The organism is Aeromicrobium piscarium, from assembly GCF_007421815.1.
Classification (GTDB): domain Bacteria; phylum Actinomycetota; class Actinomycetes; order Propionibacteriales; family Nocardioidaceae; genus Aeromicrobium; species Aeromicrobium piscarium.
Genome location: NZ_VLNT01000028.1, coordinates 18125 through 30113, shown reverse-complemented (window position 1 = coordinate 30113; position 11989 = coordinate 18125). Strand labels below are relative to the sequence as shown.

Below are 11989 nucleotides of genomic sequence, written 5' to 3'. Positions count from 1 at the left end.
GTCTGGATCGAACGCAAGTACCACCGGCAACGCCCCCAGGACTCACTCGGCGGGTTGACCCCCATCGAGTACGAGGACAAGATCACCACCGACGCAGCAGCCGCTGCCTAAACAACAACTGTCACCCGCGGCTGCATCACGCCCGCGGTCAGGTGCCGCGGTCAGCGTAGGTCACGGGTGTGGTTCCACGCCGGCGTGCGGTGTGCGGCGAATACACAGTCGGCTCACATGTCCTCGCCTCCTGGCGCCCGGACGCTACTCTGGAGCGAGCGGCTAACCGTCCTTGATCAGTCCCGCGCCGACAGTGAATCACCGGTGGTGCGAGCTGGTCTCCAGGATCGGCCTCTTATCTGGACACGCCCTCAGGACCGACGTACAGCACCACCACGTTGTCGCTGCTGAGGCCCCCTGGCCGGTGACCTCCACCCGCCTCAACGAGCGGTTAGGTCCGGTGTGGAGCACGACAGCAAGTCCTTCGTGTGCGTCCACACCGTCATCCGATGTACGCCGAAGCGCCGCGAGACGGACACCACGCTCTCGCCGCTCGCTCGCGCGGTTCTAATTGCGTCCACCTGGGTGACCGTCAGGGGTGTTCTAGCTCGTCTCCTAGGGTTCGCCATAGCGTCCATCCCGCCTTCGGAACCAGCTTGCGGCTCATCGCCGATGCCTAGTTTCGCCTGGTCCCAAGCGGAACTGAGCCGTTCGAACCGGTGCAGGGTGTTCGGTTTGAGTCCACCCGCGTCCACGATTGAAGACGTACTAGAACTCTCGACATGGGCAGATGCTGGTTCGGGTGCAAGGGCGGCGAAGGGCTCAGCCAGTCTTGATGTCCGCGCCGTCCAGGATCACTCGACCTGCGGACGGCTTCAACAGCCACGACAATCCTCACGGCAAGGTGGGCTCGCCGCAGGCATTCGGGCCGCCCTCGCGGTGAACGACTCATCAGCAATCGCTAACGATAGTTCTTCGGAGACGACGCGCCTGCGATAACGATTCGGTGGCATGGATCTTGAACGTTGCCGTGAGGCGATGCGCCTCAGGCTCGTTGAGGTGTGCCACGGCCGCGGCGCGGTCGAGCATGCCCAAGCCCAACTCGATCTCGACGCTGGAGTCGACGATATGCCGTTGGACGTGCTGGAAGGCGCCGATCGGCTGCCCGAACGCTTCGTGCTGGTGTGCATAGTCGAGCATCCGGGTGAGGAGGAACTCGGACTTGCCGAGCGCGAGTGCTGCGAGGTTCAGCCGGGCCCGCCCGATCGCAGAGAGGATCAGCGGGATCGCGCCGCCGCGTTCGCCGACCATGGACTTGGAGGAGACGCGGACGTCGTCGAAGTGCAGTACGACCGGTCGATCCTCCGCCCAGGGTCGGATAGTGCCCCCGACTTCGAAGCCGGGCGTGCCTCGATCGACGAGGAACAACGTGTGAAGCGCCAGGCCGAGTCGTGCGAGTGCTTCGGCAGTGGCGTCCAGTCTCGTCTGCACCTGTTGGACGGTGACTGTGGGGCCGTCGGCGCTGGACAGTCATCGCGGACGAGGCGCACTCCTCGCAGTGGGGGTCCCGACGAGGAGATCAGTGCCGACGACCTCATGGCAAGGACTTGGCCATCGCGGCGTCGGCCAACATTACCTTCGTCGCCCCGGCCGCGACGCCGAAGGGGAAGACCCTGCGTCTGTTCGGCACCCAGGTCGGGGACCGGTGGCCTTCGGCACGTGGCCGGGCGCGGAAGCTGTGGGCGTGGTTCGGACCGGAGATCGACCAGGTCTACGGCTCCATGGAGGCGGGCATCGCTGCCGCCAAGAGCCTCGTCCACTCTCGCTTCGGCGGCCCCTGCTGGTGCCGTGAGGTGACCGTCATCGGCTTCGGGCCGTTGGCCGGGAGCTGGTGGTCGCTGGCGGGTCGGCTCTTCATCCCGGCCGTCCTCTGGGTTCGCCGTTGGTCCTCCGGAAGGCATGACCCGCGAGGCGCCGCCCTGAACCTGCTCGCCCATCACGTTTGCTCCCTCGACGCTAACGAGTTCGGCCTGCATGACGACGGTGCGACGCTGGACCCGGAGGCCGAGGGCGCTCCGGTCGGCACGGCGCCGCGCGCCCGCGAGGAGAACCTGGACGACGCGCGTCGGAGCCCTGGGCTCCCAGGGCTCCGCGTCGCGGCACGCCCCCGGGTGCACGCCCGCGTGGTCTTCCCCGGCACGCGCGGGCTGCCCTGGCACGCGCGGGCTGCCCCGGGACGAGCTCGAGCACAGGATCTACTACGCCGGAATAACCCCGATGTCGCCGGCCACCTCATCGGCCGGCCCCGGCGCCCCGGCCTGATCGGCGCATCGTCATCCGGCAGCCAGGCCCAGGTGCCGTTGACGACAAGCCCCTCGTTGCGCGTGCGCTCGTCCGCAGTGCCGCCCTGTTCTCCGCTCAGTGCCGTGTCGAGATGAGCGACTTCAGAGCTGCCGTCAAGTCGGCGGCCGAGGGAGTGGACTCGGGGGCGATGAACAGTTGCAGCGCTGTGCCGTTGATGATCGCCAGAGCAAGGGAGCCGAGTTTCAACCCCTCGTCGTCGATGTCCCCCGGCGTGACGTCGAGCAACATGGCGGCGACGCTCCGGCGGGCCTCGGCGTAGGTGGCGGCGAGCTGTCGGCGGATCTCGGGGACGAACTCGGCTTCCGCGAAGGCCTGGACGCTTGCGGCGAGCGTGGCGCGGTGCTCGGCCGATCCGGCGAGGAAGCCGGAGAGGAACCACTCCAGCCGGTCGATGGGCTCGCCGTCATGAGGCGCTGCCATCGCTTCCTCGATTGCGGTGCCCCACTCGTCGAAGGAGTCCAGCACGGCGGCGTTGAGCAGTGCCTCCTTGGAGCCGAAGTGGTAGCCGATTGCGGCGAGGTTCGCACCGGAGACGGCGGTGATATCGCGCGCGGTGGTGCGAGAGTAGCCCTTCTCGGCGATGCACTTCTTCGCCCCGGCAAGCAGATCCTGTCGCTGACCCATGCGCCCCATTCTATGTGACGGCGTGTACGAACGTCTTGTACGTACGTATTAGACATATGTATGATCGGGGTATGACCGCGACAGCATCCCCACGCGCAACCCTCCGCGACTGGCTCGGCATGGCCGTGCTGGTCCTCCCCGCCCTTCTGGCCTCGATGGACTTGTCGGTGCTGTTCATGGCCTCGCCATGGATCAGCGCCGACCTCGCGCCGACCGTGAGCCAGCACCTGTGGATCATGGACATCTACGGGTTCATGATGGCCGGGCTCCTCATCACCATGGGGAGCCTCGGCGACCGGATCGGGCGACGCAAGCTGCTGTTGATCGGCGCGGTCGCCTTCGGTGCCGCATCGGTGCTGGCCGCCTTCGCCTCGAGCGCCGAGATGCTCATCGCGGCCCGCGTCCTCCTCGGCCTCGGCGGTGCGACGCTCGCTCCGTCGACGCTCTCCCTCATCCGCGGGATGTTCCTGGACGAGAACCAACGCCGCACCGCGGTGGGCATCTGGACGGGCGCGTTCACCGGAGGTATCGCCGTCGGCCCTATCGTCGGCGGGCTTCTGCTAGAGCACTTCCACTGGGGTTCGGTGTTCCTCATCAACGTGCCTGTCATGGTCCTGTTGCTGGTCCTCGCCCCGGTCCTCATCCGGGAGGCCCGCGATCCGAACCCCGGCCGCTTTGACCTGTTCGGTGCGCTCCTGTCACTCGCGGCGGTGCTCCCGGTGATCTACGGCATCAAGAAGATCGCCGAGGACGGTGCCCACTGGTCGTCGCTCACCCCGATCGCCGTCGGCATCGTGTTCGCCGGACTGTTCGTCTGGCGCCAGCTGACGGCCACCAGCCCGATGATCGACGTCCGCCTGTTCACCCGGGCGGCGTTCACCGGCTCCATCCTGTCCAATGCGATCGTCGTCTTCGCCACCGCCGGGATGGGCCTGCTCGCGGTGACCTTCATGCAGACCGTCCTCGGCTATGCACCTTTCGCGGCGGCGCTGTGGATGCTCCCCACCGTTGCCGGCAGCTTCATCGGTGTCGCCCTGGCGTCCACCCTGGCGCGCAGCATCGGGCCCGCGCTCCTCGTCGGTGCCGGCCTGCTCACCGCCGCCCTCGGCTTCGTGGGCGTCTCGTTCATGACGCCGGAGTCCCACGTCGGCCTGCTCATCGCCGCGTACAGCGTGCTCACGCTCGGCGTCGGCATGACCGCGACCATGGTCACCTCGCTCGTGCTCACCACCGCGCCTCCGGAGAAGGCGGGAGCGGCATCGGCCCTTGCCGAGACCAGCGCCGAGTTCGGCGGCGCGCTCGGCATCGCTCTGCTCGGCACCCTGGCCGGCACGATCTACCGAGACACCATGCGCGACAACCCCGTCGACGGAACCGGGGCAGCGGGAGAGGTGGCGGCCGACACGATCGGCGCCGCCGTCGCCGTTGCCGGCGATGTGCCCGACCGGGTCTCCGGCCCGCTCCTGCAGCAGGCCTTCGATGCCTACACGCACGGGTTCACTGTCTCGGCGATCGTTGGCGCCACCGTCCTCACGGTCGCGGTCCTCGCCACCACGATGCTGCGTGGCGTGAGTGCGCGGCAGGTCGCCGACGCCCAGGAAAAGGTCTGAGGCGAGCACGTCCGTCGGCAACGGGACCCCCGCCTCGACGGATTCGGCCGTGGCTGAGACTCCACTCGATTCGGTGGGACACGGCTCAAGCCGGGGATGGTCCTCCGCGGTGGCGACGCAGGTAACCGACGGAGGCTGCGCCGAGCAGTAGTGGCCAAAGGGCGGCGAGCAGATAGCAGACGGCGCAGAGCCACGCCCAGGCGTCGTAGTCCGCGCCCGCAAACGGGTCCACCTTGTCCCACGCGATGACGGACATCGTCACGAGCAGAGCGAGTACGAGCGCACCCGCCAATCCGGCTCCACCGATGACCGCCGGCACAAGGCGGTACACACGGGTGGGCAGCCAACGCGGAACCACCTTCCTCGGCTTGACCGCGAGGAAGAACATGCACCCGATGGCCACGAGCTGTAGGAGCGACAGCGTGAGCAGATACCACGTTCCCTCCCCGGGAATGCTCTGTTCCTCGCGCCAGACATCCGGTGTACCGAGAGTGGCCCCCATGACGAGAGGAAGTCGCCACAGTGCCGTGGGCAAGGCGACCACCATTCCCGCGTACGCGCTCCACGCCACCAGATCCACAGGTCTCGACCGGTTGCTCATGATGCACCGGGTCCCGCATCGCAGCATCCCGATGCGAGCATGCGCGTAGGACCGGATTGAAGGCGCGTGTGGCTGAAACGTGAGTCGTTGCGGGCACAGTCCATGTCGGCAGAATACATATGTCTTATACGTCCGTACTAGGCGTCAACGGTACGCAGAGTCCACCCCATCCGTTGCGGGCAGCCCGCTGTGCGGGATAGCTTTCCCACTCAATGCGCGATACCCTGCCTCGTGGTCCGTGTGGATCACGGGCGACGCTCCGCGCCGCGGGCGCGTGAGGGAGAGCTGTGACGGATCGGGGCGAGGAGTTCTCCTGGCGCTCGGTCATCGTCGGCGGCTACGGACCCAATACGCTCTACGGCATCGCGGAGGGAGCCTTCCTGCCCGTCGCGGCGCTGAGCGCTCGCGCCCTCGGTGCGTCGGTCGGGCTCGCCGCGGCCACGGTGGTGGTCTTCGGCGCCGGTTCCCTGCTCGCCAATATCCCCGCGGGGCGCTTGGTCCGCCGCTTCGGCGAACGCGGAGCCCTGGTAGTCGGCGGCGCCATCGGTGTGCTGGGTGCGTTGGTGTGCCTCTACGCCGGATGGGTCGGCGTCTACATGGTCGGCGTCTTCCTTCTCGGAGGCGCGGGGGCGGTCTTCAAGCTCGCACGGCAGAGCTATCTGACACGGGTCGTCCCGTACCGCCGCCGGGCCCTCGCGATGTCGAGCCTCGGCGGCGTCTATCGGATCGGACTCTTCATCGGCCCCGTCATCGGGGGACTGGTGATCTCCGCTCACGGCCTGTCGTCGACCTTCTGGGTCGTTCTCGTCGCGATGGCACTCGGCGGAATGCTGGGCCTGTTCGTGTCCGCCGGTGATGACGAGACCGCCCCGGCGCGCCCTCCGCGGGTCGCCGAGCTCGTCGTCGAGCACCGGCGGGTCTTCGCGACCGTCGGGGTGGGGATCATGCTCGTGGGTGCCGTTCGCGCCGCGCGGGCCGCGGCGCTCCCCCTCTGGGCCGACCACGTCGGGCTGCAGCCCGAGCAGGTCTCGTTCATCTTCGCGTTGTCGTCGCTCGCGGACGTGCTGCTCTTCCTGCCCGCGGGTCTTGCGACGGACCGCTTCGGACGTCGCGCGGTCTCGGTGCCGGCCATGCTGCTGACGGGGGTGAGCCTGATCGCGCTGCCGGCGACGCACTCCGTCGCCACGATGAGCGTCATCGCCGTCCTGCTCGGGATCGGCAACGGATTCACGGCGGGGATCATTCAGATCCTCGGCGCCGACTATGCACCAGCGCATCAGCGGGCCGAGTTCCTGAGTCTGTGGCGCGTACTGGCCGATATCGGCATGCTCTCAGGCCCGGGTCTGATCTCGGCGGTCGCGGCCGCCGCTGCCCTCGGTCCGGCGATCCTCGCGGTGGGCACGGCGGGATTGGCGGGAGCGGTCGCCCTGCAGCTGAGTCTCCGGCGACCGCCCGGCACGTGATCCGGCGAGGAGCGGACCAGCCCACGGTGAGATCCGGCACGGTCGTCTCGATCACCTGGGTCCAGCGTCTAGGTCGGTCGATACAGCCCACGCCGACTGCCGCACCAGGACGGAGATCTCCTCGGCCCTTGCGCCGTCCACCCGGGACTGCGGCACCGAGGTGCCGATCGAACCGACGACAGTCCCGGTGGAACCAGCACGACGGCTGACCAACGAGCTACTCGAACGAGACGAGGTGGCCATCTCCGAACCGGATGGGTTCAGGCGGTGAACCAGATCAGCAGGAGGGCGGCGGTGATGATCAGGAAGGCTATGGTGCTGATCCGCGACACTATGGCTCGCCTATCGGGGGAGAAGGCGAAGGGGGCGAGGGCGGTTGTCAGCACTCCGGCGGGGATCGCCAGGATCGTCCCGAAGATGATCGCGTAACCATGGGGATCCCGTGACGGCGGTCCGAAGAGGCTGCTCAAGACCAGCCACGACAGCACCGCGAAGGCGAGGCCGCAGACTCCCGCCGCCACGCCTGCGAGGACGCGCAGCGCCACACGAACCCCGCGGTGCGCCCCAGGCTTCCTCCGAGATGACATGTCTCGATGATCACAGATGTGGACCCTGTGCGGGTGCGGACGACGAGAACAGGCGGCCGCGCGGTAATCTTGGCTTCCGTGGTCCGTCGAATCTCAGCACGCAGCGAGGATCGGACCACCTACCGGGCCACCTTCGCCGTCCTCGCGGCGGCCACCGTCTCGTTCTCGCTCGTGCAGTCGATGACGATCCCGGTGATCGCGCAGATCCAGGACCACTTCTCCACCACCCAGGCGACCTCGACCTGGGTCCTCACCGCCTATCTCCTCTCGGCTTCCGTGGCGACACCGATCGTTGGGCGGCTCGGCGACGCGGTCGGCAAGGAGAAGATGCTCGTCTTCTCCGTCGGCTCGCTCGCGCTCGGCTCGCTGGTGGCAGCACTAGCCCCCACGATCGAGGTCATGATCGCGGCTCGGGTGATCCAGGGCATCGGGGGTGGAGTGCTGCCCATCTCCTTCGGCATCATCCGCGACGAGTTCCCGGAGAAGAAGGTCGCCGGCGCCATCAGCGTGACCTCCTCGTTGATGGCGGTGGGCATGGGGATCGGCATCGTCGTCGCCGGCCCGCTGGTGGACTACTTGGGCTATGCCTGGTTGTTCTGGCTGCCCTGTGCGGTGACCGGCGTGACGGCGCTCATCGCCGTCTTCGTCGTGCCACCGTCCCCGGTCCGCCGTCCCGGGCGGGTCAGCTTCGTGTCGGCGGTGCTGCTGTCGGGGTGGCTCGTCTGCCTGCTGCTCGCGGTCAGTCAGGGAGGGCAATGGGGGTGGTCGTCGGTCATCGTCATCGCGCTATTCGCCGGCGCCGTCCTCCTCGGACTCTGCTGGGCGCTGACCGAGACGCGGGTGCGGGTGCCGCTCGTCGACATGCGCATGATGCGACGCACGGCGGTGTGGACCACCAACCTGGTCGCTCTGCTCGTCGGCATGGGGATGTACGCGAGCTTCGGTTTCACGCCGCAGTTCAATCAGACCCCCCAGTCCGCCGGATACGGTTTCGGGGCGAGTGTGACCGAGTCGGGCCTGTTGATGCTCCCGGCGGCCGTGATGACCTTCGTCGCCGGCGTCGTCGCGTCCCGTATCGCCGATCGGATCGGTCCCAAGGCCGTGGTGGCCGGAGGCTCGGCCATCGCCTGCGGGGGACTGCTCATGCAGGGGCTGTGGCACGGCGAGCGTTGGCAGATGCTGGTCGCCAACGGCCTCGCGGGTCTCGGCATCGGCCTGGCCTTCGCCTGCCTGGCCGCCCTGATCGTCGGCGCTGTGCCCGCGGATCAGACCGGCATCGCCTCGGGCATGAATGCGAACATCCGCACGATCGGCGGGGCGATCGGATCGGCTGTCATGGCCGGTATCGTCACGGCACACGCGACCCCGGAGGGGCTGCCCGTCGAGGCCGGCTACACGATCGGATTCCTCGCGCTCGCCGGCGCCTTCGCCGTCGCGACCCTCTGCGCGCTGGCGATCCCCGTGCGCTCGGAGGAAGAGCTCGAGGACGCGCTTCTCCACGACGGCCTCAACGGAGAGTCGCGATGAAGCCGAGGGTCTGCTCTCGCAGCTGAGGGAACGCACCCTCGACCGGGCTGTTGGCCCCGAATCGCTCGATGCCACTCGCCGTCGGAAGGAAGTCGAAGGCCCGAGTATCTCCTTCGAGGGTCCCGATGATGTGGCCGTAGAGCTCAACGGCGAGTCTCATCGTCGTCCTCCCAGGTCGCCGCGAGTTCGCTACCGGTCAGGCGGCGCCAGGTCGAGGATCCGTCGCGAGGCCGATGTCACCGGGAGCCCGCAGGCGTGCCTGTCGCCGAGTCATGGAGACCTCCCGATCATCACTGTCCGCTCAGCGACGGAGCCGCAGCGCCAGGTGGACGATGATCCCGGCGGCCAGCGCCCAGAAGGCTGCGCCGACACCCGCCAGGCTCACCCCCGACGCGGCGATGAGGAAGGTGATCACCGCCGGCTCGAGGCGGTCGTCTCCCATCAGCGCCGTCCGCAACGAGCCCGCCAGGGTGGCCAGTAGCGCCAGACCGGCGGCGGCCGCGACGAGATCGGCGGGGGCCGCCACCACCACCGCCGTGAGCAGGGCGGCGAACGGGGCGATCACGAGATAGGCCACCCCCATCGTCGTCGCGGCGATCCAGCGGCGCGATGGATCCCGACCTGCTTCCGGCGACGCCGAGAGCGCCGCGCTGATCGCGGCGAGGTTGATCGCGTGCCCTCCGGCCGGTGCCCCCACGACGGTGCCGACGCCGGTCACGATCAGGCTCGCGCGCCACGGCGGCACGTAGCCGAAACCGGTGAGCACGGCGGCGCCGGGCACGTTCTGGGCGGCCATCGTGACCAGGTACAGCGGCACCGCGATGCTGACGAGAGCCTCGGTGGAGAACGCGGGCATCGTCCACCTCACCGAGGGCCAGAGCGCTCCCCCGAGTGGCTGCTCGGCGAAGGCGATGGCGAGCGCCACCGCCGTGAGGAGCGCCGCTGGCGCCGCCCAGCGGGGAGCGAGGACCATGATGACGAGCCAGACGAGGACGACGGGCCCGACGAGCCACGGCTCGGCCGCCGTCGCGGTGACCGGCACCAGGCACAGCGGCACGAGCACGCCCGCCAGCATCGCCTGCGCGATCGACGCCGGAATGGCCCGCACGAGATCGGCCAGCGGCCGGAACGCCGCGGTGGCCACGATGAAGAGGCCGACGATGAGGAAGGCGCCGACCGCGGCGCGCCAACCCCGGCGACCGCCCCGGTCGAGGCGAGCAGCGCGGCACCCGGGGTGGACCAGGCGGTCGTGACCGGAATCCGATAGCGGCGCGCGAGAAGGATGGCGCTGATCCCCTGCGTCACGCACAGAGCCAGCAGCCCGGACGCCGCCTGGGCCGGGGACGCCCCCACGGCCGCGAGCCCCGCGAGCACCACGGCGAACGAGCTGGTGAAGCCGACCGCCGCCGTGACGAGACCGGCGATCACCGGAGTGCGGGTCTCCTCACGCATGACCGGAGCGTACCGGTACGACGACGCCGCCGTCCCCAGAGGAGACGGCGGCGTCGGGGGACTCTCAGGTCAGGACGTGGAACCGGGACGCGGCTCGTCGGAGATCGTCTCCTCGAGCTGCTCGTCGATCGCGTCCTTGGTGTACGCGGCGGTGGCATCGGCCCGATCGTCGAGGGCCTGGGCGGCGGCTGCCAGGTCGTCGGCGAGAGCCTGGGCCTCATTGGACTGCTGGCGAGCCTCGTCGTCGGCCTGATCGCCGAAGGCCTCGTTCGCATCCGCGCGGTCGGTCAGTCGCTGGGACTCCTCAGCGAGGTCGTCGGAACGGTTCCAGGCCTCGTTCGCCTTGGCCGCGTCGTCGTCGGCGGTCTCCTCGGCGGCGAAGTCGGCGGCGCTCTTCACCTTCGCGGTCATCGCGCTGGCGGCCTCGTTCGCCCGCTCCGACACCTTGTCCGTGACATCGCTCGCGACATCGGCCGCCTTGTGGCCCGCCTCGGCGGCGACATCGGCCGCCTTGTGCTGCACGGTGTCGACCGTGCTCTGCACGGGCTCGGAGTTCCACAGCTTGTCGGCCTGCGCCTTGATCTGCTCGTAGCGCTCCCGCCCGGCCTTCGTGCCGAGCACGTAGCCGACGGCGGCAGCCGCCAGCAAGGTCAGCTTCTTCACGGTCGTTCACTCCTTATGGGATACGGGAAGACCACCATTGTGTCGCGCTCCGGACGATTCCTCACGTCGAGGCTCGCTCGGCCTCGAACCGCGGCCCGGACCCCGGGTCCGTGACGGACTCGGGCGGGGTCATCGCCCAGCGGATGGTCGAGGTGACGACGATACCCGTCGCCCGCACGACGGTGCTCTCGGCGACGGGCAACCAGGGCACCCGCAGCGGCCAACGCGCCCAGCGAGGGAGCAGCCCGACGGCCGCCGCGGCCAGCGCGCCGTAGGGGCCGCGCAGGGTCAGTGGAACGGGTGGATGGACCAGGAGGAAGCGCGTGGCGGCGCGGGCGGCCGGCGTCGAGGCGAGGTCCGGGCGATAGGCGGCGAGCGTCTCGTCGAGCTCCCGCACCGATCGCGGCACGTCGGTCGCGCCGAGCGCTTCCCCGGTCACGGCCGCCTGCTCGACGTACAGGTCGCGCTCCTTCGTGGTGAGACGGCCGGAGCCGTACCGATCGTGGGCGCGCAGGAAGGAATCGACCTCGGCGACGTGCACCCAGCGCAGCAGCTCCGGGTCGCTCGCGGCATAGGGACGTCCGTCCGGCGCCGTGCCGCGGACGTGCTTGTGGACCGCGCGCACCACGGCCACGGCACGATCGGCGTCCTGGATCGTGCCGAAGGTCGTCTCGGCGAGGAAGGTGCTCGTGCGTTGCAGTCGCCCCCAGGGATCGCCGCGGAATCCCGAGTGCTGGTCGACCGCGGCCATCGCGAGCGGGTGCAGGGACTGCAGCAGGAGGGCACGGATGCCACCGACGAACATGGCGGCATCGGCGTGCACGCGCCAGATGGGATCGTCCGGCCCGAACCGGCGCGGCCCTTCGGCACCGTGGATGCGTTCGCGTCGCCCGGCGCCTTCCGGTCCGGCTACGCGCGAGAAGATCACCCCGCCGAGGCGGGTCCGCGCGGCCTGGACCGGATCCATGGGTCGAGCATAGGCGGACTCCGGTCGGTGAGTCAGCGTCCGTTCCGGGGTGCCCGGGGACCGATGATGATGCGCCGCGGTCGTCATAGCAGCCCTTACGCATCATCATCTGTCCGCCTTCGCCGATGTGACGTGAACGG

General features: G+C 69.1%; 12 protein-coding genes and 1 pseudogene. 4 read left to right on the top strand and 9 right to left on the bottom strand.

The features are described from left to right. Positions 1-942: 942 nt before the first annotated feature. Positions 943-1419, bottom strand: a complete 477-nt coding sequence (locus tag FNM00_RS17925) for an acyl-CoA dehydrogenase family protein (RefSeq protein ID WP_143914905.1) — start codon at positions 1417-1419, stop codon at positions 943-945. Positions 1420-1598: 179 nt separating this feature from the next. On the opposite strand from FNM00_RS17925, the gene FNM00_RS18905 reads away from it, so the two are divergent. Continuing rightward, entirely contained in the window at positions 1599-2429 is an 831-nt protein-coding gene (locus FNM00_RS18905) for a hypothetical protein (RefSeq protein ID WP_185973237.1), read from the top strand. Here FNM00_RS18905 and FNM00_RS17920 read toward each other — a convergent pair. Beyond that, on the bottom strand, positions 2410-2979 hold the full coding sequence (locus FNM00_RS17920; RefSeq protein WP_143914904.1) for a TetR/AcrR family transcriptional regulator: 570 nt from the start codon (positions 2977-2979) through the stop codon (positions 2410-2412). The genes FNM00_RS18905 and FNM00_RS17920 overlap by 20 nt on opposite strands. 71 nt (positions 2980-3050) lie before the next feature. Here FNM00_RS17920 and FNM00_RS17915 point away from each other — a divergent pair, with 71 nt between their 5' ends. Continuing rightward, positions 3051-4589 carry an MFS transporter gene (locus FNM00_RS17915; protein ID WP_143914903.1) on the top strand — a complete coding sequence of 513 codons (1539 nt, stop codon included), beginning with the start codon at positions 3051-3053 and terminating at the stop codon, positions 4587-4589. A gap of 85 nt (positions 4590-4674) precedes the next feature. On the opposite strand, the gene FNM00_RS17910 is transcribed toward FNM00_RS17915, so the two are convergent. Further along, entirely contained in the window at positions 4675-5190 is a 516-nt protein-coding gene (locus FNM00_RS17910) for a hypothetical protein (RefSeq protein ID WP_143914902.1), read from the bottom strand. Between the two features lie 287 nt (positions 5191-5477). Here FNM00_RS17910 and FNM00_RS17905 point away from each other — a divergent pair, with 287 nt between their 5' ends. After that, positions 5478-6653: an MFS transporter gene (locus FNM00_RS17905; RefSeq protein WP_143914901.1), complete on the top strand. Its 1176-nt coding sequence runs from the start codon at positions 5478-5480 to the stop codon at positions 6651-6653. 260 nt (positions 6654-6913) lie between these two features. Here the strand turns inward: FNM00_RS17905 and FNM00_RS17900 are convergent, their stop codons facing one another. After that, positions 6914-7240, bottom strand: a complete 327-nt coding sequence (locus FNM00_RS17900) for a hypothetical protein (protein ID WP_143914900.1) — start codon at positions 7238-7240, stop codon at positions 6914-6916. Positions 7241-7318: 78 nt separating this feature from the next. Between FNM00_RS17900 and FNM00_RS17895 the strand changes: the two genes are divergently transcribed. Further along, positions 7319-8767 (top strand): MFS transporter, encoded by a 1449-nt coding sequence (locus FNM00_RS17895; RefSeq protein WP_185973236.1) that lies wholly within the window; start codon positions 7319-7321, stop codon positions 8765-8767. Here the strand turns inward: FNM00_RS17895 and FNM00_RS17890 are convergent. The 5 genes and pseudogenes from FNM00_RS17890 to FNM00_RS17875 all read right to left on the bottom strand — a co-directional run bounded on the left by FNM00_RS17890 (position 8748) and on the right by FNM00_RS17875 (position 11849). Further along, positions 8748-8927, bottom strand: a complete 180-nt coding sequence (locus tag FNM00_RS17890; protein ID WP_185973235.1) for a hypothetical protein — start codon at positions 8925-8927, stop codon at positions 8748-8750. The genes FNM00_RS17895 and FNM00_RS17890 overlap by 20 nt on opposite strands. Positions 8928-9068: 141 nt before the next feature. Then, a complete protein-coding gene (locus FNM00_RS17885) occupies positions 9069-9911 on the bottom strand; it encodes a benzoate/H(+) symporter BenE family transporter (protein ID WP_281281144.1) in 843 nt (280 codons plus the stop codon). A gap of 122 nt (positions 9912-10033) precedes the next feature. Then, positions 10034-10219 (bottom strand): annotated as a pseudogene (locus FNM00_RS19465) (benzoate/H(+) symporter BenE family transporter); the annotation flags it as partial. A 69-nt stretch (positions 10220-10288) separates the two neighbouring features. After that, the gene (locus tag FNM00_RS17880) at positions 10289-10882 is read right to left on the bottom strand and encodes a YtxH domain-containing protein (protein ID WP_143914898.1); all 594 of its coding nucleotides are present in this window, start codon (positions 10880-10882) and stop codon (positions 10289-10291) included. A 61-nt stretch (positions 10883-10943) separates the two neighbouring features. After that, on the bottom strand, positions 10944-11849 hold the full coding sequence (locus FNM00_RS17875) for an oxygenase MpaB family protein (protein WP_143914897.1): 906 nt from the start codon (positions 11847-11849) through the stop codon (positions 10944-10946). Positions 11850-11989 lie beyond the last annotated feature (140 nt).

Excerpts from the sequence above, each read along its gene's own strand:
- FNM00_RS17875 (WP_143914897.1), bottom strand. The coding sequence starts at position 11,849 with ATGGATCCGGTCCAGGCCGCGCGGACCCGCCTCGGCGGGGTGATCTTC.
- FNM00_RS17910 (WP_143914902.1), bottom strand. The coding sequence starts at position 5,190 with ATGAGCAACCGGTCGAGACCTGTGGATCTGGTGGCGTGGAGCGCGTAC.
- FNM00_RS17900 (WP_143914900.1), bottom strand. The coding sequence starts at position 7,240 with ATGTCATCTCGGAGGAAGCCTGGGGCGCACCGCGGGGTTCGTGTGGCG.
- FNM00_RS17920 (WP_143914904.1), bottom strand. The coding sequence starts at position 2,979 with ATGGGTCAGCGACAGGATCTGCTTGCCGGGGCGAAGAAGTGCATCGCC.
- FNM00_RS17890 (WP_185973235.1), bottom strand. The coding sequence starts at position 8,927 with ATGAGACTCGCCGTTGAGCTCTACGGCCACATCATCGGGACCCTCGAA.
- FNM00_RS17915 (WP_143914903.1), top strand. The coding sequence starts at position 3,051 with ATGACCGCGACAGCATCCCCACGCGCAACCCTCCGCGACTGGCTCGGC.